We start from the raw sequence: 19,463 nt of genomic DNA on the forward strand, positions 1-19,463 counted from the left end.
GCTTTGTGCTTCAGCACGGCGGCCTTGACCTCATCCTTTGTGAGGTTGAGGTTGATCGCTCTGCTCATGGGTTCTCCGGGTTTAAGCGGGGATTCAAATCGACGGCAGCGGCAGCGTCAGTTCTGCGCATTTGAGCATGACGACGCCGCGTGGGCGCCCAAGGCGGCTGGCAAGACTGCCGGGGGTCTCGCCACTTTTGGCGAGCGTCCTCAGCACCACCAGATCACCGTGGGTCCAGCGACGCTGCGAATGGGATCGCCCACTCATTGAGCCTCCGGCGCGCAGGCGCCCTTGGTTCCGGTTGCACCAGGAACAAGTTGTATGCGCTCTCTGGCGATGAGGGCGCGCAACTCCGCTGCCCTCCCGAAGTGCAGCGCGATTTCAGCCGGGTCGAGAGTGCGCATGCCGAGCCGGCGCTCCTCGAGTTCGTTCTGCCGATTGAGCGTTTCGGTGGGGCTCATGCGCCCTTCTCCTGTCCGACCCGGAACTGGCGAGCCGCTGCTCGTAACCGACCATAGTCCCAGCCCCGGAACCAGTTTCTGCCCTCAAAAAAGCTCGGCGGGAAAGGACAGCTCGACCGAGCGGCGCCTCGCGCAAAGGCCTTCATGCCCAGACCGAATGGGTCGGAACGGGTCTCGGTGCTGCTCATGCGAGCATCTCGAATACAAGGCGACGATGCGGATAGGTCGTAAGTCGCAGGCTCGTCGCGAGGCCGGCTGCGATCGTCAGGTGGCGATCGCGCGCTTCCCTTGCAGGCGCGAAGCGGGCGCGGAGCAGAGAGACCTGCTCCTTAGCCAAAAGTGAATTGATATCCAAAATACGCACTCCCATGCAAAAGCGAGAGCAAAAAAGCCCCCTGGCACGAGAAGCGAGCTACCAGCTGCAGGTGATGGCTTCCTCATAGCACAGCCGGCCAAGATAAGGGTCATGAAATCGTGCAGCTGCGCAGTTATTTTTATTTCCGCCTAGGCGATGGCAATCAGAAACTTTATTTGTCCGGCCGGGATCATTTTTTGCCCGGCGCGTTGAGAGAAACTTCAGGCAAAAAAATCGAGGCGGCAGTGACCGAACGTATCGTGGCTGTCGCTCTGGTGACCGAGGCCGAACTCCAGTTGCTCGGCGAAGGCTTCAAACGAGCCTATCCCGTCGATGAAGCACCGTGCTCCGGCGGCCTTCTGCAAGCCATCGATGAAGCGGATCGCGCGTTCAGCGCGACGCTCCGACGTGACGACTAAGCCGCGACCGGGCCAAATTCGCAAACGACATCGCGCCAGGGGGCCGATGCTGCCTAATCGCGAATGGCCGGTATAGAGCGTGGCAGAAGCTGCCGCTTCTGTCTGAGAAGGGCGCCAACTGGCCATCATTCCGGTGCGTAACGATATGCTTGGGAGACGCACTCTGGAGCAATTGCAACAGCGGGGACGTCGGACGTCACGAGGCAGCGGCAGCGGCTCGCAGCGTGCCGTTCGCCAGGACTGTGGTTCCACTGGGCTACTCTACCGGATCGTGCTGAAAGCTGGCGCGATATTGCGCGGGCGAAATTCCGAGGCGATCGACAAAAACGATGCGCATGCGGTCCGCCGTGCCAAAGCCGCAATCGTAAGCAACACTCTTCAATGGCAGCCGCGTGCCTTCCAGCAGCATGCGGGCCGTGTCAACGCGCGCGCGCTCGACGAACTCGTGCGGCGTGATTCCTGTCTCCCGGACGAAATGCCGCGCGAGATTGCGAGCGCTCATGCCGACTTGCTCTGCGAGAGACTGGAGCGTGTGGCGCTCGCCCACATTTTCCATGACAAAGGTCTGGAGCCGCGCGATCGGCGACACCGGATCGGCGGGGGCCGAGAGGTACGGACTGAACTGGGACTGCCCGCCCTGACGCTGGGCGACGACCACAAGACGCTTCGCAACCGCAACGGCGACGTCCGGCCCGTGATGCTCCCTGATCAGCGCGAGGGCCAGGTCGATGCCGGCGGTCACCCCGGCGGAGGTGATCAGAGGTCCGTCGCGGACATATATCAGGTCAGGCTCGACCCGTGCCGCGGGAAAGCGAGCGGCGAGCTTCTGCGCGATCTGCCAATGCGTGGTCACCCGGCGCCCGTCGAGCAGACCGGCGTGTCCGAGAGCGAACGCCCCTGTGCAGATCGAGCCATGAACGGTCGATGTTGTCGCGATGGCCTGCAGCCAGTCCGTCATTGAGGAATCCGGCTGCGCGTAAGGCAGCTCCGGTCCACCCGCCACCAAAACCAGATCGAACGGCTGATGCGCCTCGTCAAAGGCGAGATCAGCCACGAGCTGCATCTTGTTCGATGCCCGAAGCGGCGCGCGGGTTCGGGCGACCAGCAGGGTCTCGTAACGATCCTCTTCGGCGATGAAGGCATTGGCTTCGGCGAACACATCAATCGGCCCGGCCACGTCCAGGGCCTGAACGCCGTCGTGAATAACCAGGGCTGCCTTGCGAGCCGGCATAGAGTCCTTGCTGCGCCTTCAGTGGCGGAAAACCACGTGCGCTTGTCCTGATTTGCCGCCCCGGAGTCGTTGAGTCGAGATCAGCCAAACCCCAATACAGGTGCAGCGGAAGCGAATTCAGACGCGGCCGTGACGTTAGATTGCAAACTGGAACGGCTTTGCGTGCTGGTTCGCGCCACGAGAGGCCGTGCCGATGAGGAGCTTGCGATGATCCATTCGATTGCCGGCATCCGGATTCCCGACAGCGTGATCGCCCGCGCCGCCACCGAGCTCGTCCGGGACACCGAGGACGACCTTCTCTACAACCACAGCCGCCGCGTATTTTTCTGGGGTGCACTCACCGGCGAGCGGCGATCCCTGGAGTACGATGCCGAGCTTCTCTATCTCGGCGCCATGTTCCACGACATGGGCCTGACCAAGGCCTATTCCAGCGCGGACCTGCGCTTCGAGGTCGACGGCGCGAATGCCGCTCGTGACTTCATGAAGAGCTATGGGGTTCCGGAACGCGACGTGGAGGACGTGTGGACCGCGATCGCGCTCCACACCACGCCCGGCATCCCTGAGCATATGCGTCCGACCATCGCCATGCTGACGGCGGGCGTTGAGATGGACGTGCTCGGCATCGGCTATGACGCCTTCACCGCGGAGCAGCGCGACCATGTCTGCGCGCACCACCCGCGCGAAGCGAACTTCAAAGAAAACATCATCGACCACTTCGCGGCGGGGATTGGCCACAAGCCGCTGACGACCTTCGGCAACGTCAAGGCAGACGTGTTGGCGCTCAAGGACATGGCCTATGTTCGGCAGAATTTCTGCGCAATCATCCTCGGCTCGGCCTGGCCCCACTGATCGGCGCGAGGCCGACGATGCCCGCCCAACCAAAAGAGCCTCCACAAGGAGATTAGCAATGAAATTCCGCACAGTTCTTGCCGCTGCAGTGGTCGTCGCCGCAGCGCCCGCGCTGGCGCACGGCGAAGGTGCCGAAACGGTTATTCCGCGGTTCGCGCAGGCGATCCCGACCATTCCCGGCAAGTCGCTGGTGGCGGTGGAGGTCGAATATGCGCCGGGAGCTGCGTCGCCGGCGCACACGCACGCAAAGTCGGCCTTCATCTACGCTTACGTGATTTCCGGCGAGATCGAGTCGAAAGTGAATGACGGCGCGGCGCGAATCTACAGGGCCGGCGAGAGCTGGTCGGAACCGCCGGGCGCCGTCCACTCGATCAGCCGCAATGCGAGCAAGACTGAGCCGGCGAAGCTGCTCGCGGTGTTCGTCGTCGACTCCGACGACAAAGCACTCACCACCCCCGTCAAATAGCATCGAAGGAACCAGGACAATGACTCAGCGGCTCGACTACAACCAGGTTGCTCCGGCGGGAGCGAAAGCGCTCGGCGGCGTCTATGGCTATGTCGTTCAGAGCGGCTTGCCGGCCGAACTGGTGAACCTTGTTTATCTGCGGGTCTCCCAGATCAACAACTGCGCCTACTGCCTCGACATGCACACCCGCGACCTCATCAAGATGGGTGTCGCAGTCGAGAAGCTTGCGCTGCTGCAGGCCTGGGCGGAAGGGGACAGCCTCTTCAGCGAGACCGAGCGCGCCGCGCTTGCCTGGTCAGAATGCGTGACGCGCGTCGCCGACACCGGCGTCCCGGACAGCGCGTATGAAGCCGCACGCAAGGTCTTCGATGAGAAGCAGCTGGTCGACCTCACGATCGCGATCAGCCTGATGAACAGCTACAACCGCATGGCGATCAGCTTCCGGAATACGCCCCAGGCGGTCCGCGAGCGCTGAGCGCAAGCGCTGCACCTGAAAGGACAGGCCATGACCCTGGACCAGATCGCCGGCGTGAAGATTCCTGACAGCAAGATCGCGCAGGAAGTGACGCAATTCATTAGGGACACCGAGAGCGACTTGCTGTTCGATCACTCCCGCCGCGTCTATTTCTGGGGTGCGTTGGCTGGGCAGCGCAAGGGGCTCAGGTTTGATCCAGAGCTCTTCTACACCGCTGCCATGTTCCACGACGTCGGTCTCACTTCCCGCTTCCGTGAAAGCCATGTGCGCTTCGAAGTCGATGGCGCCAATGCCGCGCGCGATTTCCTGCGGAGCCATGGCATTTCGGAAGCGGATATCGAGAAAGTCTGGCTCGCGATCGCGCTGCACACCACGCCCGGGATTTCAGAACATCTGCACCCGCTGATCGCGCTCACTGCAGAGGGGGTGATGATGGATCTGGTGGGCCTTGGCTACGACGCTTTCACCGATACGCAGCGCAAGGCCATTGAGGCCGCTTATCCTCATCCACCGGGGTTTGCCGAGCACGTGCTTCAGGCCTTGTACGACGGTCTCGAACACCGGCCCGAGACAACCCAGGGCACCGGCCTTGCCGACGTTGTGGCTGAGAAGAATCCGCACTTCCACCGGCGGGACTTCTGCGGCCTGATGCGAAACGGCCGTTGGGCCGCCGGCGTCACGCGCGTTCATGCCGGAGGGATCGGGGAATGACGCACGCCCTGACACGGATCGCCGGCGTGAGCCTTCCCGATAGCCGGCTTGCGCGCGAAGTGACCCAGTTCATTCGTGACACGGAAAGCGACCTGCTGTTCCATCACTCGGTGAGGGTCTATTTCTGGGGCGCGCTGAACGGGCATCGACTCGGACTGAGCTTCGACCCGGAACTGCTTTACGCGGCCGCGATGTTCCACGACCTTGGGCTCACCGAACGCTATCGGGACAGCCAGCTGCGTTTCGAGGTGAACGGCGCGAATGCAGCGCGCGATTTCCTGCGGACCCACGGCATTCCGGAGAGGGATATCCAGACTGTATGGAATGCCGTCGCGCTGCATACGACGCCAGGCATACCGGAGTTCATGGCGCCGGAGATCGCGTTGGTGCAGGCCGGCGCCGGCATGGACGTGGCCGGCCGCGGCTATGACGAATTCACCGACGCCCAGCGCGACGCGGTTCTCGCCGCAGCTCCCAGAGAAGCCGATTTCAAGCACGCCATCATCGATGCCTTTTATCAGGGCATGAAACACCGCCCCGGCAGCACGTTCGGGACCTTCAACGACGATGTCCTGGCCTTCAAGGATCCGGATTTCCGCCGGATCGACATGTGCAGCGTCATCCTCACCTCGGCCTGGAAGACCTGACGCCGGTCACTGCCCGACGCGCGAACGCTTCCAGATTCCCATCAGGCCGCGGAGACGATCCGCTTGGCCAGGAGGCACCCTGCCTCGCAGCCCTATTTCAGTAAGGATTGAATGATGATCAGGCGTACTTTTCTCGTGACCGGCGCCAGCAAGGGCATCGGTCGCGCAGTTTCAACCATGCTCGCGGACGCCGGACACAACGTGGTCGGCCTCGCCCGCGGACCTGACGCAGGATTCCCCGGCACCCTGGTTCCTATGGACCTAAGCGACACCCAGGTAGCAAAGGACGGCTTGGAAGAGCTCGCCCACCGCTTCTCGTTCGATGGGTTGGTCAACAATGTGGGCCTGGTTAAGCTGGCGCCATTCGGAGAGATCGAACTGGGCGATGTCGACGAGCTCTTTCGGATGAATGTGCACTCGGCCATTTTGGCCGGCCAAGCGGTCCTGCCAACGTTGCGCAAGAAGCGCTGGGGCCGCATCGTCAACGTGACCAGCCTGGTGGTCACCGGTATCCCCCTGCGCGGCGCCTACGCCGCCGCGAAAGCCGCACTTAATAGTCTTACCCGCACCTGGGCCATGGAGTTGGCCGACACAGGAATCACGGTCAACGCCGTTGCACCCGGCCCGGTCGAGACGGAACTGTTCCGCCGAAACACGCCCGTGGGGAGCGAAGCCGAGGCAAGGTTCCTCTCCGCAATCCCGATGCACCGCCTGGGCAGACCGGACGAGATCGCGGCGGCGATCGCGTTTCTGCTGTCGGATGGCGCCGGGTTCATCACCGGTCAGACCCTGTTCGTCGACGGCGGAGCGTCGATCGGAAGACAGGCGCTTTAGGCCCGACGTTCTCGGCCTTCAGCACCGCTCAAGCGTACGGCTTCGGTGCTGACGGTGATCCGAGCAGATGGCGAGATGTCGGGCGTAATCGTAGAATGCCGGCGGAGGGCCGGCTTCCACGGTAGCGGGCGCGAAAACCTGCTTTTCGACGTGCAGCTAATCCCCTCGCAATGACCATAGCGGACGCGAAACATGATGTTCGAACGGGGCTGCCGAACGTCAGCGGTGGGCCGCAAACTGCCGTTCAACGGCCGGTCCGCAAAGGTCCGCTAACCCGTTCGAGCGTGGGGGACCGACACGGCGGGTGTGGGCGCCAACCGGCCGACCAGCTCTGCCAAGCTCGCAAGCCAAGTTGAGCCCATCGGGGCGTGGCGCGAGCGTTCCAGCACAAAAAGGGAGGCCCGGCGTCGCCGGGCCTCCACGTTCAATAGTCCATCGCCGGTACCTGCGGCGACTTCTCTTCCTTGGGCAGTTCTGCCACCAAGGCCTCAGTCGTGATGAGCAACGAGGCAACTGAAGCCGCATCCTGCAAAGCCGTGCGCACGACCTTGGCCGGATCGATCACGCCGGCCTTTACCAGGTCCGCATACTCGCCGGTCGCGGCGTTGAAGCCCCAGCTATAGTCCTGGTTCTCGAGCAGCTTGCCGACGATGTACGCACCGTCTTCGCCGGCATTTTCGGCGATTTGACGGGCGGGCGCGCGCAGCGCACGACGAACGATATCGATACCCGATTGCTGGTCGTCGTTCGCTGCCTTGACCCCGTCGAGCGCCTTGATCGCGCGCAGCAGCGCGATCCCGCCGCCCGGCAGGATGCCTTCCTCGACCGCGGCACGCGTGGCGTGGAGCGCGTCGTCGACGCGGTCCTTCTTCTCCTTCACCTCGACCTCGGTCGCGCCGCCGACGCGGATCACCGCAACGCCGCCCGCGAGCTTCGCCAGCCGCTCCTGCAGCTTCTCACGATCATAATCGGACGTGGTCGTCTCGATCTGCTGCCGGATCTGGGCGATGCGGCCGTCGATGTCGCATTTGGCTCCGACACCGTCGACGATCGTCGTGTTGTCCTTGTCGATCACGGCCTTTTTGGCCCGGCCGAGCATCGAGACGGTGACATTCTCGAGTTTCGTGCCGAGCTCTTCGCTAATGACGCTGCCGCCGGTGAGGACCGCGATGTCCTCCAGCATTGCCTTGCGGCGTTCGCCAAAGCCCGGCGCCTTGACCGCCGCAACCTTGAGGCCGCCGCGCAGCTTGTTGACGACCAGCGTCGCCAGCGCCTCGCCTTCCACATCTTCGGCGATGATCAGCAGCGGACGGCCCGCCTGCACAACCTGTTCGAGCAACGGCACCAGCGCTTGCAGGTTCGAGAGCTTCTTTTCGTGGATCAGGATACAGGGCTCATCCAGCTCCACCTTCAGCTTCTCGGTGTTGGTGATGAAATAGGGACTCAAATAGCCGCGGTCGAACTGCATGCCCTCGACGGTCTCGAGCTCGGTTTCGAGGCTCTTGGCCTCCTCGACGGTGATCACGCCTTCGTTGCCGACCTTGTCCATCGCCTCAGCCAGGATGCGGCCAACCTCCGCATCGCCATTGGCGGAGATGGTGGCGACCTGCGCGATCTCGCTGTTAGCGCTGACTTTCTTCGCATGCGCCGCGAGGTCCTTGACCACCGCACTCACCGCCAGGTCGATGCCGCGCTTGACGTCCATCGGGTTCATGCCGGCGGCGACGGCCTTGGACCCTTCGCGGACGATCGCCTGCGCGAGCACGGTCGCGGTGGTGGTGCCGTCGCCCGCCTGGTCGTTCTGCTTGTTCGCGACCTCGCGCAGCATCTGCGCACCCATGTTCTCGAACTTGTCCGCGAGCTCGATCTCCTTGGCGACGGTGACGCCGTCCTTGGTGATACGCGGTGCGCCGAAGCTCTTTTCGATGACGACGTTGCGGCCCTTCGGGCCCAGCGTCACCTTCACTGCGTTCGCAAGCGTATCCACGCCGCGCAGCATGCGATCACGCGCGTCGGACGCAAACTTCACTTCCTTGGCAGCCATTTTGGCAAAACTCCTTTCGTTCCTTCCTGAATGCTGATGCGCCCGTCAGGCGGCCTGCTTGAGCGGCACGACGTTGTCGATCACGCCGAGGATATCGCTTTCTTTCATGATGAGCAGGTCCTCGCCGTCGATCTTGACCTCGGTGCCCGACCATTTGCCGAACAGGATGCGGTCGCCGGCCTTGACCGACAGCTCGACCAGCTTGCCATTGTCGTCGCGGGCGCCGGGCCCGACCGCAAGGACCTCACCTTCCTGTGGCTTTTCCTTGGCTGTGTCGGGAATAATGATGCCGCCCGAGGTCTTCTCCTCGGCTACGATGCGGCGGACGACCACACGGTCGTGCAAGGGGCGGAAATGCATGCATAACCTCCAGTTGCAAAACATGATGTGATGTCCCCGTGGTTCAGTCCGAACGACGGGTTCCGACGACCTAAGAAACCCGCTTTTCCGTTCAAGAGCCGGAACAAAAATTTTTGGCGCTGGTTGGCATGGAGTGCTAAATTTGTCCGAGCCGGGCACCGTACTCTCTCTTGACGGTCGCCCCACTCGAGGGAAATTTGCACCCCGGTCATGCGGCCGATGAGAAAGGAGCGACGACAAGGAAAGGAGGACCGACCGTGTCGCAACCCGTCTCCCAGTTCCTTCATCCCTTCGACGTGGCGCGCCATCCCTCGCTCGAACCCGATCTCAAGCGCGCCATCCTCGCATCGTGGGCATCCGACCGCGCCGCGGTCGAAGGACAGCCCTCATTGCGCAATCCGCCGGGAATCCGACGCCCCATTCCGGTCGATGATATCTTTGAGGCACTCCGCTCGATCGACCGCCAGGAGGGGGCCAGCGCGGCAAGTCTGCAATGACCGATCGGGCCTTGATTGCCCAGCTTGGCGGCTATGGACTGACAACGGCCGAGATCCATTACTACCGGCCCGACGCCCCCTCGCTGTTGCAGCTGTTCGTCTGGCAGGAATATGACCTCGCGCCCGATTTCCCGGTGCTGTTCGATTTTCTCGATTTTTGGGGCCGGGAAATTAAAGCAGCCCTTCATTCGGTTCGCATCGCGCATGACCAGCTGATCCGACCCGCCGTGTGGCGGGCGGTCGACGGCATCATCCCCCTCCAGTGATGTGCGGCCCCCTTTGGCGCTGGCGGTAGCGGGGCCGCCGAACTATCCACGTCGCGCTGACGCGCGAGACCCTGATGGAATTTGCGTCGGCGCGGCTCGCGATTGCGCAGCACGAGCTGCCCGCGCGGCAAGGCGTGCCGACTTGGCCGATCCGGTGGTCGGTGCACGGGGTAGGCTTGACGCCCAAAAAGTCGATATCAAAATAGTTGTCGGCGATCGTGCCGATCGAAAGGAGTGACAGGTAAGAGGAGGCTGACAAACCATGTCCATCTCCCGATACGATTATCTGGATACGGCATCTTCGCGGCCTGCGCCCGAGCCAGAAGTTCGGCGCGCGATCATGGCGAAATGGGCCCTAGCTGAACGAGGACGCCGGCGGAAGGCACGCACCTGCAGCGCCACAAGCGGAGGTGACCTTCAATGAGCAACCGGTTCTTCGAGTATCTCGAGCGGGAGCACGCGCGTCTGGATGCGGCGATTCAGCACGAACAGGCAAAGCTGCGTCCCGATGGCATTGAAATTGCCCGGCTGAAAAGGCTGAAGCTTGCGGTCAAGGATCAGCTGACCGCATGGCGACGCGACGAAATCGGCGCCGTCGCCTGAGCGAAATCTTCGCTGGACGGTGTCGGCGCGTGTTCTGCTTCGACATGGTGGAATGGGTCGGCGACAGCGCTTCTCGGGCTGTTCAAGCTAGGTCGCGTGCGACCCCTGCGTAAGATCCGATATCGTCATTGGCACTGAACCGCCCGAGGTCCGATTTCAACGCCCTGAGCGGACGCGCAGCAATCATAACGCGTCCGGCAGATATGGGCGCTGAGTTGACGGTCGCCTGTAATGAGCGTGCCGCCATCTTGTTGGCACATTTGTGCTTGCGATTGTGCTTTCGGATGTGCCAAGCGGCGGCTTGCAGCCGCGGTTCGCGCGGCGCATGCGCAGTTTTCAGCCATTTTTGGCGGGCCGCGCTGGGGTCGGGAAGAATGGGTTGCGAATCCTCTCTCCCCGACCAACATCCTCTAAGCCGCTGCCCCCATCTGTCCGGCCGCGCCGGTCGGCCGTCGCAGCACCGGGTCCGTGACGCCGCCAGTGCTAGCTGGTCGCTGCCTTGCGGCCGGCGGGGCGGCTTTCGAGGATGGTCTGGATCAGGCTGCGCAGCACGCGCGCCGGGACCGGTTTGCTGATCCGCGGCACCTCCGCGTAGCGGTCCTGAATCGAGGCGCGGTCATAGCCGGTGGTGAAGGCGAAGGGCACGTCGCGCGCGATCAGCTCGTCGGCGATCGGATAGGCCCAGATCCCGCCCAGGTTGATGTCGACCAGCGCCGCGTCGATCGGCGTCGACCGGATCGCCGCCACGGCCTCCTCGACCGAGCCGCAGGGCCCGACCACCTCAAGGCCCAGATCGCCAACTTCCTCGCACATCTCTGCCGCGACCAGGAACTCGTCCTCAACCAGCAGGATGCGTTTGGGCCTTTCCATCCGGTTTCTCCCGTCCGATCGGAATCCGCAGCTCGCAGTGGATGCCGTCCTCTGCGAACCTGAAGTCCGTTTCCGCGCCAAGGTCGTAAGGCAGCGCCTGCTCGATCAGCTTGCGGCCGAAGCCGCGGCGGTCGCGCTGCGCCGCGCCATCCATCTCGACGCCGCTCTCGGTCCAGCGGATGACCAGCAGCTCGCGCCAGTCGGGCCTGGCCAGATCCCAGGAGATCGCCAATTGGCCGGAATGGTTGGCGAGCGCGCCATATTTGATCGCGTTGGTCGTCAGCTCGTGCAGCGCCAGCGTCAGCACCTGAACCTCGCGCGCGGTCAGCGGCACTTCCGGCCCGGCGACGACGATGCGATCGCTGTCGAGCGGCGCGCCGTGCGCGTCCAGCTCGCCGCGGACGAGGTCGTCGACCTTCACTTCGTCCGCGCCGCTGGACAGCAGGCTCTGCACCCGGCTCAGCGCGGAAAGCCGGTCGCCGAATTCCTGCCCGAATTGATCCAGGCTGGCGCTCGACCGCAGCGTCTGCTGCGCGATCCCGCGCACGATCGCAAGCAGGTTGCGCGTGCGGTGCTGCAGCTCCGCAACCAGCGTCTGCTGCAGCTCCTCGTCGCGCTTGCGGCGGGAGATGTCGTTGAACAGGATCGCGACGCGGTGCTGGTCGGGGTCGCCCGCGCGCATCGCATAGACATCGTACCAGCGTCCATCCAGCGCCTTCGCCCGCTGCTCGAACCGGGCCGGCTCGCCGGTCAGCGCGACCCGCCCGTAAGTCTCGAACCAATGGTCCTCATGGCCCGGCGCCAGTTCGCGCATCCTCTTGCCGACTGCGTCCTTCAGGCCCGTCTGCCGCTCGAACGCCGGATTCACCTCGACGAAGCGATAGTCGCGGCCCCGGCCCGCCTCGTCGAACAGCATCTCGACGATGCAGAAGCCCTGGTCGATCGACTTGAACAGCCGGCTGTAGCGCTCCTGGCTTTCCCGGAGCGCGGCCTCGGCGCGGGTGGTCGAGGTGACATCCAGAAAGGTCAGCACGGCGCCGGCGATGAAATTGTCGATGCTGCGATAGGGCAGGATCCGCGCGATGTAATTGCGTTCGCCGTCTGCCGACGTGACCGCGCGCTCGCTGGTGCCCAGCGTCTTCAGCACCCGCCGGACGTCGTCCTGCAATTCCGCATAGGCGACGCGGCTCGCGACATGGTCGATCGGCCGGCCCAGATCGGTCTCGATCAGGTGGAAGATGTCGGTCGCGGCGGGCGTGAAGTTGCGCAGCCGCAGGTCGTTGTCGAGGAAGACGGTCGCGATCTGCGTCGATTCGAGCAGGTTCTTCAGGTCCGAGTTGGTGCGCGCCAGCTCGCCGACCCGGTGCGCGAGCTCGCCGTTGACGGTCTGCAGTTCCTCGTTGACCGACTGCAGCTCCTCCTTGGAGGTCTCGAGCTCCTCGTTGGCGGACTGCAGCTCCTCGTTGATCGACTGATATTCCTCGTTGGAGGATTTCAGCTCCTCGTTGGTGCTTTCCAGCTCCTCGATCGTGGTCTGCAGCCGCTCCATGGTCAGCCGCAGCTCGGCCTCGATCTGCTGGACATGCTCGTCGCTGACCAGCTTCTGGTCGCCGCTCCATTCGCCCTCTTCCGGGGTCGGGCCCCCATCCTGGAACAGCACGACGAAGGCGGTCACTTCCCTGTCGTCCCCGATCGGCTCGACGATCAGGTTGGCGAGCGAAGCGGAGCCGTTCCGGCCCATCGGCACGCGCGCCATCTCGACCCGCTGCCGTTCCTCGGCGGCGCGATGCAGCGCGGACCTGAGGTCCAGCCGCAGATCGCGATGGACGAGCGCCAGCAGGTTCAGGCTGGCGGCCCCGGCTGCGGGTTCGAGGTAGCGGCCGGTCCGGCCCGAAAAGTGCAGCACGTCATATTGCGGGTCGATGACCACGTAAGCGGGGGCGTAGCGCTCAGCGACCGCTTCGGCGCGCCGGCTGATCGTGCCGGTCAGCGCGCCGCCCTTGGCAGCGCGGGCATCGCTTCATGCGCGTCCGGCATCCGGTGCGCGCGCGGCGACAGCGGGAAATCGGGCAGGACGCGCGTCGCCGTATCCAGCCGGCGAAACACGCGGTTCTTGCGGTCGACCGGCGCGAACAGCTTCTGGTGGCGCGTGACGTTCTCCGAAGGACCGAGGAACAGCACGCCGCCCGGCCGTAGCGAGAAGTGAAAGATCGGGATCACCCGGTTCTGCAGGTCCGCGTTCAGGTAGATCAGCAGGTTGCGGCACGACAGCAGGTCGATCCGCGAAAAGGGCGCGTCCTTGACCAGATTGTGCGGCGAGAAGATGCACATCTCGCGCAGCTCCTTCGCCACGCAATAGGTATCGCCTTCCTTGACGAACCAGCGCGCCAGCCGCTCGGGCGTGACGTGTTCGGCGATCGATTCCGAATAGCGTCCCGCCCGCGCGATCGCGAGCGCGCGGGCGTCCAGGTCCGTTGCGAAGATCTGCACCTGCGGCGGCGTGTCGAGCGTCGCCATGTGCTCGCGCAGCAGCATCGCGATCGAATAGGCTTCCTCGCCGGTCGCGCAGCCCAGCACCCAGACCCGGAGATGATCGTCCGCGCCCTTTCCTTCAAAGAGGCGCGGCAGCTCCTGCTCCAGCGCGTCGAATTCCTGCGGGTCGCGGAAGAATTGGGTGACGCCGATCAGCAGGTCCTGGAACAGGTGGTGCACTTCCTCGCGGTCGCCGCGCAGCCGGTCGATATAGGCGGCGATCTCCTGGATCTGCACCACCTGCATCCGGCGCTGGATGCGGCGCAGGAAGGTATTGCGCTTATAGCCGTGGAAATCATTGCCGGTGACGTTGCGCAGGATGGTGGCGATCTTGCCGATCTCGTCGGCCCGGCTTTCGGCCTCTTCCTCATCGCTCTGCCGCCCGGCGCCGACCTGGCGCAGGTTGCTGATATAAAGCGCGATCTGCTTCGGGATCAGCGCGATCGGCAGCAGCATGTCGACGACGCCGGCCGCGCTGGAGGCGGTCTGATCGGCCGGGTTGGGATCGCCGGGAACGGATTCGGCGATTGAAAGGCCGCCGAATTCCTTCGTCGCCGTCACGCCCGCCGTGCCGTCATTGCCAAGCCCGGTCAGCAGGACGCCGATGGCGCGGTCCTGCGCGTGCTCGGCCAGCGAGATCAGCATCGAATCCACGGTGGCGCGGTGCCCGACCGGATTGCCGGCGACACGCGTGCGGACATGGCCGTCCTCCAGCGTGATCAGGTCGTCGGGTCCGCACACATAGATCTGGTTGGCTTCCAGCGGCTCGCCGTTGGCGGCGAGCTTCACGCCGAAGCTGCCTGCACGCGACAGGGACTCGCAGACGGTTTCGACGCCCAGCCCTTCCTGCTGCCGGACGGCGACGATATAGGCAGCACCCAGTTCAGGGCCCAGGGCGGCGAACAGCTGCTCGAGCGAACGAAGCGAGGCGGCGCTGACGCCGATTCCGACGATCGCGGCGGGGCTGGTCGCCCGGCCTGCCTCTCGCTTGCGCGCGGGCTTCCGCTTGTCGTCCGAATCGCTCACTTCATGGCCCGCCTAGCTTTTTCCGCATCTTAATCGCATTGCGGCGCCGACAGAAGCAGCCGTGTCAAATCTCCTGGTCTCGCCGGGCGCGGCCCATCCGCCGCGACAGCGTCGCCGCCTCACGCAAGGTGCGGGCGTAGCGGCGATATTCCTCGGCGCGGGAGTCATACAGTTCGGCAACCGCCTGGCGGCCGGTGTCCCGGGCGTCGCGCGCCATCCGCTCGACCAGCGTCACGCGCTCCTCCATCACCCGCATTGCGATCCGCATCGCCTCGTCCACCTCGTCGATCCGCGACGCCAGGATCTCCGCGGTGTAGGAATGGCCGATCTGGCACCGGTAGCGCAGCGGCCGCGCGTCGTTGACCTCCGAAAGCACACCGTGACAATCCGGGCAGGACAAGGGACTGGGTCTCGCTATACGTGCGAGATCGTCGCTGCCCAGCCTGCGTCCGGCTGCGATCTCGACTTCCAGCGCCAGCGACTCCGGGGGCGGCCGCTCGGGTCCGGCATCGCTCCGCGCAATGCCGGCGATCACGTCGGCCAGATCCACAGCCGCTGCGACATGGTCGGCCTCGACCGCCTCCAGCGCGGCCAGCGGCATCTGGTCCACTTCCGCGTCGAGCGGATGCTGGACCACGGCGGTGCCCCCCACCGACTTGATCGCATGCAGGCCCGCCGCCCCATCGTTCAGCGCGCCCGTAAGGACGACGCCGACGGCGCGCGAACCGTAGGACAGGGCCGCCGACCGGAACAGCGGGTCGATCGCCGGCCGCACCATATTCTCGCGCGGGCCGTCGCCCAGGCGGATCGTGCCGTCGATCAGCAGCAGGTGCCGGTCGGGCACGGCGACATAGACGCGGCCTTTTTCGATCGCCTGGCCGTCGGTCGCCTCCGATACCGGCAGGCTGTCCGACGTGCCGAGCGTCTCGGCGAGGTAGCCGCGTGAGTTGGATGGCACATGCGTGCTGATGAAGATGCTCGCCGGCAGGTCGCGCGGCAGGCCGCGCACGACTTCCCTCAGCACGGCGCCGCTGCCGGCGGAACCGCCGATCGCTATGATATCCCTGTTCGCCATGCATGTGGCCTTGTCTGCCGCTCCACCCCCCAACATCGCAGGAGCGATGCCAGTTCCGCTGGCGCTGCGCTTCGTGACCGCCCGGGCGGCATGCGCCGTCGTTGTCAGCGCCGGGCGGGCGTGACAGAAGGCGGGGGTGGCAGCCGATGGGTCGATCGGAGCGGACGCGCCGCGCAGCATTCTCGCGGCGATCGGGCGGGGCTCGACCTCGCTGTCGGTCGTGCGCCGCGCGGCGGACCTTGCTCGCGCCTATCGCTGCCCGTGGGAAGCGGTGCACGTCGTCACCCCGGACGCGTTCGACAAGAATAGCGACCTCGATGCCGCCGAGGCGCTGACGGAAGCCGCCGAGCTCGGCGCCGCCGTCGCCCGCATTCCCGCTGCCTCGGTGGCGGACGGGCTGTGCGCCCATATCGAGGATGCGCACGTCACCGACATCGTGATGGGCACGCACCGGCGCAGCGGCTGGCGCGCGTTCGTGCAGCGGCGGCTGCCCGGCCAGCTGGTCGATCGCGGCGTCGCGGCCGATATCCACCTGGTCCCTTCGGCCGCCCGGCCGCTGCCGAAGCGCGGCAAGCGGGCGGTTCCGGCGCGCGATCCGGCCGCTCCCTATTGGAAGACGGCCGGCCTTACGGTGGCGACGGCGGCGGTCGCGATGGCGCTGTCGCCCTGGCTCAGCACCGGCGCGCTCAGCCTGTTGTTCCTGTTCCCGGTGATCGGCGCGGCGGCGCTGTTCGGCACGCGGCCGGGCCTGCTCAGCGCTGCGCTGGCGGTGCTGCTCACCAATTTCCTGTTCGTCGAGCCGCACTTCGCGTTCAAGCCGTCGATGCCGCAGAGCTGGGTGCTGGCGGTGGTGCTGGGGCTGGCCGCGGCCCATACCGGCTTCGTCACGTCGGAGCTGAGGCGCCGGGTGGGCCTGAGCGACCGCAATGCGCGGGAGAATGCCAGCCTGGCCGGCTTCGCGCTCCAGCTGACGCGCGTCTCCGACTGGGCCGGCACCGCCCGCATCGTCTGCTCCGAGGTATCGAGCCTGATGGGCGGGCTGCAGACGGTGGTGGTCCGCGAGGTCGAAGGCGAGCTCACATGCATCGCCGGCTTCCCGGGCGAGGCGATGTTCAGCCCGGTCGATACCACCGCGCTTGAATGGGCCTGGCAGAAGGGCGAGGAAGCCGGCAGCGGCACGCGCATCCTGGCTGACGCCAATTGGCAGTTCCAGCCGCTCCGCACGTCGCTCGGCACGCTCGCGGTGCTGGGGCTGGCGAGCGAGGACGGGCGCGATCCGGTGCGCGCCGACCAGAAAGTGCTGCTCGCGACCTTGCTCGCCCAGGCCGCGCTCGCCCATGAACGCCTTCGCCTCGAGGACGAGATGCGCGCGGCCGCCGCCCCGAACGCGCCCGCAGCCTGATCCGCTGGCCCTATGCTCCCGCCCTCACGGCAGCTGGAGCTGTTCGGCAAGGTAATCGGCATCGTCGGGCTGCTTGCGTTCGGGCGCGCGATAGCGATCGCGCCGCGCGCCGCAACGGGGCGGATCGCGCGGGCCTCTTTCCAGGCAGCAAATCTTTTTCTGTCCTACATGAACCTATATGGTTATAGAATCAGCGATGACCGATTCGCACCTTCCCGATTCCGCCCTCGTCCCCGTGCGCGCCCGCCATGACGGCTGGACCCCCGAGCGCCAGCGCTCCTTCATCGAGCATCTGGCCGATACCGGCTGCGTGGCCGAGGCCGCGGCGCAGGTCGGCATGAGCGAGCAGAGCGCCTACCGCCTGCGCCGCCGCAGCGATGCGGTCGCGTTCGACGCCGCCTGGGAAGCGGCACTGGAACGCGGCATCCAGAGGCTGACGGCGATCGCCTTCGACCGCGCCATCAACGGCACGCGCAAGCGCATCTATTATCATGGCGAGCTGGTCGCGGAGGAGCGCGTCCATTCGGACCGGCTGCTGATCCATCTTCTGAAGCAGGCGCGGGCGGGCCTGTCTCGCGCGCCCGAGCGCGCCCGGGTGCAGCACGATTGGGACGGCTGGATGCAGGCCCTCGAACGCGAGGACGAGGATGCCCCGCTCGGCGGCTTCCGCTTGTGGACCGACGGGCAAGGGGATTGGTACACCAACCTGCCGCCGCCGGACGGGTTTCGGGGCCGGCAGTCTTTCCGGTTCGGCCACGCCCGCTATCGCCGTGCGCTCACGCGTGAGGAAGGCGAGCGGCTGCAGGAGCGCGGGCGCCTCCACATGACGCCACAGATCGACTGGATCACTTGAAACGCCGGGATTGATCGACTGGATTTTTTCCGCGCGCCGAACCTTCCTAACCTTCCGCGCCGAACTGGACCCGGCGGCGCGGCTCCACTAGTCGGGCGCCGACACGAAAGGAGCGAATGTGGCCAACGTCACGGTGATCGGCGCCCAATGGGGTGACGAGGGCAAAGGCAAGATCGTCGACTGGCTGGCCGAGCGGGCCGACATGGTCGTCCGCTTCCAGGGCGGCCACAATGCCGGGCACACGCTCGTCATCGGCAGCGAGGTGTACAAGCTGTCGCTGCTGCCCTCCGGCATCGTGCGCGGCACGCCGTCGGTGATCGGCAACGGCGTCGTGCTTGATCCCTGGGCGCTGAAGGCGGAAGTCGAGAAGCTGCGCGCACAGGGCGTGGAGGTCAGCCCGAACACGCTGTCGATCGCCGACAATTGCGCGCTGATCCTGCCCTTCCACCGCGACTTGGACGCGCTGCGCGAGGATGCGTCGGGGGCCGGCAAGATCGGCACCACGCGGCGCGGCATCGGCCCGGCCTATGAAGACAAGGTCGGCAGGCGTGCGATCCGCGTCTGCGATCTCGCCCATCTGGGCGATCTCGGCCCGCAGCTCGACCGGCTGACTGCGCACCACGACGCGCTGCGCGCCGGCTTCGGCGAGCCGCCGATCGACCGCGAGCGGCTGCTGCGCGAGCTCCGCGACGTCGCCGAATTCGTGCTGCAATTCGCCAAGCCCGTCTGGCTCGACCTGAACGAGGCGCGCGCGCGCGGCCGCCGCATCCTGTTCGAAGGCGCCCAGGGCGTGCTGCTGGACGTCGATCACGGCACCTATCCGTTCGTGACCAGCTCCAACACCATCGCCGGCACCGCGGCGGGCGGCTCCGGGCTGGGGCCGGGCGCGGTCGGCTTCGTGCTCGGCATCGTCAAGGCATACACGACACGGGTCGGCTCCGGCCCGTTTCCGACCGAGCTCGACGATGCGATCGGGCAGCGGCTCGGCGAGCGCGGCCATGAGTTCGGCACCGTCACCGGCCGCCGCCGCCGCTGCGGCTGGTTCGACGCGGTGCTGGTGCGCCAGTCGGTCGCCGTGTCGGGCGTGACGGGGGTCGCGCTGACCAAGCTGGACGTGCTGGACGGGATGGAGACGATCCGCATCTGCACCGGCTACCGGCTCAGCGGCCGCACGCTCGGCCATTTCCCCGCCCATGCCGCGGACCAGGCCGCGGTCGAGCCGGTCTATGAGGAGATCGAGGGTTGGCAGGAATCGACCGCCGGCGCGCGCAGCTGGGCGCAGCTGCCGGCCCAGGCGATCAAATATATCCGCCGCATCGAGGAGCTGATCCGCTGCCCGGTCGCCCTGGTCTCGACCAGTCCCGAGCGCGACGACACGATCCTGGTCCGCGACCCCTTCGCGGATTGACCGTCATCCCGGCCCTGAGCCGGGACCTACCTTCTTCAAACGAGGGACAGGTGGACCCCGGGTCGAGCCCGGGGTGACG

The 19,463-nt window shown here is 65.6% G+C and carries 22 protein-coding genes; 13 read left to right on the forward strand and 9 right to left on the reverse strand.

What is annotated here, in order from left to right; translation table 11 throughout:
- Positions 1-263: 263 nt before the first annotated feature.
- Both GON01_RS12750 and GON01_RS12755 read right to left on the reverse strand, forming a co-directional pair.
- Positions 264-461, reverse strand: coding sequence for a hypothetical protein (locus GON01_RS12750; RefSeq protein WP_157027771.1), 198 nt, complete (start codon positions 459-461; stop codon positions 264-266).
- Positions 462-645: 184 nt separating this feature from the next.
- A complete protein-coding gene (locus GON01_RS12755) occupies positions 646-825 on the reverse strand; it encodes a hypothetical protein (protein ID WP_157027772.1) in 180 nt (59 codons plus the stop codon).
- A 110-nt stretch (positions 826-935) separates the two neighbouring features.
- Between GON01_RS12755 and GON01_RS12760 the strand changes: the two genes are divergently transcribed.
- Positions 936-1,235, forward strand: a complete 300-nt coding sequence (locus tag GON01_RS12760; RefSeq protein WP_157027773.1) for a hypothetical protein — start codon at positions 936-938, stop codon at positions 1,233-1,235.
- Between the two features lie 256 nt (positions 1,236-1,491).
- Here the strand turns inward: GON01_RS12760 and GON01_RS12765 are convergent, their stop codons facing one another.
- A complete protein-coding gene (locus GON01_RS12765) occupies positions 1,492-2,466 on the reverse strand; it encodes a GlxA family transcriptional regulator (protein WP_157027774.1) in 975 nt (324 codons plus the stop codon).
- A 207-nt stretch (positions 2,467-2,673) separates the two neighbouring features.
- On the opposite strand from GON01_RS12765, the gene GON01_RS12770 reads away from it, so the two are divergent.
- From GON01_RS12770 to GON01_RS12795, 6 genes are all read left to right on the forward strand, one after another.
- The gene (locus tag GON01_RS12770; protein ID WP_157027775.1) at positions 2,674-3,315 is read left to right on the forward strand and encodes an HD domain-containing protein; all 642 of its coding nucleotides are present in this window, start codon (positions 2,674-2,676) and stop codon (positions 3,313-3,315) included.
- Between the two features lie 58 nt (positions 3,316-3,373).
- Complete coding sequence (locus GON01_RS12775) at positions 3,374-3,781, forward strand: cupin domain-containing protein (RefSeq protein WP_157027776.1); 408 nt, start codon at positions 3,374-3,376, stop codon at positions 3,779-3,781.
- A 19-nt stretch (positions 3,782-3,800) separates the two neighbouring features.
- Positions 3,801-4,256 carry a carboxymuconolactone decarboxylase family protein gene (locus tag GON01_RS12780; RefSeq protein ID WP_157027777.1) on the forward strand — a complete coding sequence of 152 codons (456 nt, stop codon included), beginning with the start codon at positions 3,801-3,803 and terminating at the stop codon, positions 4,254-4,256.
- Between the two features lie 30 nt (positions 4,257-4,286).
- On the forward strand, positions 4,287-4,967 hold the full coding sequence (locus GON01_RS12785; RefSeq protein ID WP_157027778.1) for an HD domain-containing protein: 681 nt from the start codon (positions 4,287-4,289) through the stop codon (positions 4,965-4,967).
- Positions 4,964-5,614, forward strand: coding sequence for an HD domain-containing protein (locus tag GON01_RS12790; protein WP_157027779.1), 651 nt, complete (start codon positions 4,964-4,966; stop codon positions 5,612-5,614). The genes GON01_RS12785 and GON01_RS12790 overlap by 4 nt, the downstream gene beginning before the upstream one ends.
- Before the next feature lie 111 nt (positions 5,615-5,725).
- Complete coding sequence (locus GON01_RS12795; protein ID WP_232328845.1) at positions 5,726-6,448, forward strand: SDR family oxidoreductase; 723 nt, start codon at positions 5,726-5,728, stop codon at positions 6,446-6,448.
- Between the two features lie 424 nt (positions 6,449-6,872).
- Here the strand turns inward: GON01_RS12795 and groL are convergent, their stop codons facing one another.
- Both groL and groES read right to left on the reverse strand, forming a co-directional pair.
- A complete protein-coding gene (groL, locus tag GON01_RS12800; protein WP_157027781.1) occupies positions 6,873-8,492 on the reverse strand; it encodes a chaperonin GroEL in 1,620 nt (539 codons plus the stop codon).
- A 45-nt stretch (positions 8,493-8,537) separates the two neighbouring features.
- Positions 8,538-8,852, reverse strand: coding sequence for a co-chaperone GroES (groES, locus tag GON01_RS12805; RefSeq protein WP_157027782.1), 315 nt, complete (start codon positions 8,850-8,852; stop codon positions 8,538-8,540).
- A gap of 257 nt (positions 8,853-9,109) precedes the next feature.
- Between groES and GON01_RS12810 the strand changes: the two genes are divergently transcribed.
- From GON01_RS12810 to GON01_RS12820, 3 genes are all read left to right on the forward strand, one after another.
- Positions 9,110-9,349 (forward strand): hypothetical protein, encoded by a 240-nt coding sequence (locus GON01_RS12810; RefSeq protein WP_181599961.1) that lies wholly within the window; start codon positions 9,110-9,112, stop codon positions 9,347-9,349.
- On the forward strand, positions 9,346-9,615 hold the full coding sequence (locus GON01_RS12815; RefSeq protein ID WP_157027784.1) for an usg protein: 270 nt from the start codon (positions 9,346-9,348) through the stop codon (positions 9,613-9,615). Before GON01_RS12810 ends, GON01_RS12815 begins: the two co-directional genes overlap by 4 nt.
- A gap of 420 nt (positions 9,616-10,035) precedes the next feature.
- Positions 10,036-10,218 (forward strand): YdcH family protein, encoded by a 183-nt coding sequence (locus tag GON01_RS12820; protein WP_157027785.1) that lies wholly within the window; start codon positions 10,036-10,038, stop codon positions 10,216-10,218.
- A 483-nt stretch (positions 10,219-10,701) separates the two neighbouring features.
- Here GON01_RS12820 and GON01_RS12825 read toward each other — a convergent pair whose 3' ends face one another.
- From GON01_RS12825 to GON01_RS12835, 4 genes are all read right to left on the reverse strand, one after another.
- Positions 10,702-11,088, reverse strand: coding sequence for a response regulator (locus GON01_RS12825; RefSeq protein ID WP_157027786.1), 387 nt, complete (start codon positions 11,086-11,088; stop codon positions 10,702-10,704).
- Positions 11,057-13,018: a PAS domain-containing protein gene (locus tag GON01_RS16705; RefSeq protein ID WP_198159856.1), complete on the reverse strand. Its 1,962-nt coding sequence runs from the start codon at positions 13,016-13,018 to the stop codon at positions 11,057-11,059. Before GON01_RS16705 ends, GON01_RS12825 begins: the two co-directional genes overlap by 32 nt.
- 56 nt (positions 13,019-13,074) lie before the next feature.
- Positions 13,075-14,646 (reverse strand): CheR family methyltransferase, encoded by a 1,572-nt coding sequence (locus GON01_RS17360; RefSeq protein WP_198159857.1) that lies wholly within the window; start codon positions 14,644-14,646, stop codon positions 13,075-13,077.
- Between the two features lie 64 nt (positions 14,647-14,710).
- The gene (locus GON01_RS12835; RefSeq protein ID WP_157027787.1) at positions 14,711-15,721 is read right to left on the reverse strand and encodes a chemotaxis protein CheB; all 1,011 of its coding nucleotides are present in this window, start codon (positions 15,719-15,721) and stop codon (positions 14,711-14,713) included.
- 136 nt (positions 15,722-15,857) lie between these two features.
- On the opposite strand from GON01_RS12835, the gene GON01_RS12840 reads away from it, so the two are divergent.
- The 3 genes from GON01_RS12840 (at position 15,858) to GON01_RS12850 (ending at position 19,384) form a co-directional block, all read left to right on the forward strand.
- On the forward strand, positions 15,858-17,123 hold the full coding sequence (locus GON01_RS12840; protein WP_157027788.1) for a DUF4118 domain-containing protein: 1,266 nt from the start codon (positions 15,858-15,860) through the stop codon (positions 17,121-17,123).
- Positions 17,124-17,319: 196 nt separating this feature from the next.
- Entirely contained in the window at positions 17,320-17,976 is a 657-nt protein-coding gene (locus tag GON01_RS12845; protein ID WP_157027789.1) for a hypothetical protein, read from the forward strand.
- 118 nt (positions 17,977-18,094) lie between these two features.
- Complete coding sequence (locus GON01_RS12850; protein ID WP_181599962.1) at positions 18,095-19,384, forward strand: adenylosuccinate synthase; 1,290 nt, start codon at positions 18,095-18,097, stop codon at positions 19,382-19,384.
- The last annotated feature ends 79 nt before the right edge of the window (positions 19,385-19,463 follow it).

Source organism: Sphingomonas horti, from assembly GCF_009753715.1.
Classification (GTDB): Bacteria; Pseudomonadota; Alphaproteobacteria; order Sphingomonadales; family Sphingomonadaceae; genus Sphingomonas_B; species Sphingomonas_B horti.

What these genes read in the sequence shown, in the direction of transcription:
- GON01_RS12750 (WP_157027771.1), bottom strand. Translation starts at nt 461, where the DNA reads ATGAGCCCCACCGAAACGCTCAATCGGCAGAACGAACTCGAGGAGCGC.
- GON01_RS12765 (WP_157027774.1), bottom strand. Translation starts at nt 2,466, where the DNA reads ATGCCGGCTCGCAAGGCAGCCCTGGTTATTCACGACGGCGTTCAGGCC.
- GON01_RS12770 (WP_157027775.1), top strand. Translation starts at nt 2,674, where the DNA reads ATGATCCATTCGATTGCCGGCATCCGGATTCCCGACAGCGTGATCGCC.
- GON01_RS12775 (WP_157027776.1), top strand. Translation starts at nt 3,374, where the DNA reads ATGAAATTCCGCACAGTTCTTGCCGCTGCAGTGGTCGTCGCCGCAGCG.
- GON01_RS12780 (WP_157027777.1), top strand. Translation starts at nt 3,801, where the DNA reads ATGACTCAGCGGCTCGACTACAACCAGGTTGCTCCGGCGGGAGCGAAA.
- GON01_RS12785 (WP_157027778.1), top strand. Translation starts at nt 4,287, where the DNA reads ATGACCCTGGACCAGATCGCCGGCGTGAAGATTCCTGACAGCAAGATC.
- GON01_RS12790 (WP_157027779.1), top strand. Translation starts at nt 4,964, where the DNA reads ATGACGCACGCCCTGACACGGATCGCCGGCGTGAGCCTTCCCGATAGC.
- GON01_RS12795 (WP_232328845.1), top strand. Translation starts at nt 5,726, where the DNA reads ATGATGATCAGGCGTACTTTTCTCGTGACCGGCGCCAGCAAGGGCATC.
- groL (WP_157027781.1), bottom strand. Translation starts at nt 8,492, where the DNA reads ATGGCTGCCAAGGAAGTGAAGTTTGCGTCCGACGCGCGTGATCGCATG.
- groES (WP_157027782.1), bottom strand. Translation starts at nt 8,852, where the DNA reads ATGCATTTCCGCCCCTTGCACGACCGTGTGGTCGTCCGCCGCATCGTA.
- GON01_RS12815 (WP_157027784.1), top strand. Translation starts at nt 9,346, where the DNA reads ATGACCGATCGGGCCTTGATTGCCCAGCTTGGCGGCTATGGACTGACA.
- GON01_RS12820 (WP_157027785.1), top strand. Translation starts at nt 10,036, where the DNA reads ATGAGCAACCGGTTCTTCGAGTATCTCGAGCGGGAGCACGCGCGTCTG.
- GON01_RS12825 (WP_157027786.1), bottom strand. Translation starts at nt 11,088, where the DNA reads ATGGAAAGGCCCAAACGCATCCTGCTGGTTGAGGACGAGTTCCTGGTC.
- GON01_RS12835 (WP_157027787.1), bottom strand. Translation starts at nt 15,721, where the DNA reads ATGGCGAACAGGGATATCATAGCGATCGGCGGTTCCGCCGGCAGCGGC.
- GON01_RS12845 (WP_157027789.1), top strand. Translation starts at nt 17,320, where the DNA reads ATGACCGATTCGCACCTTCCCGATTCCGCCCTCGTCCCCGTGCGCGCC.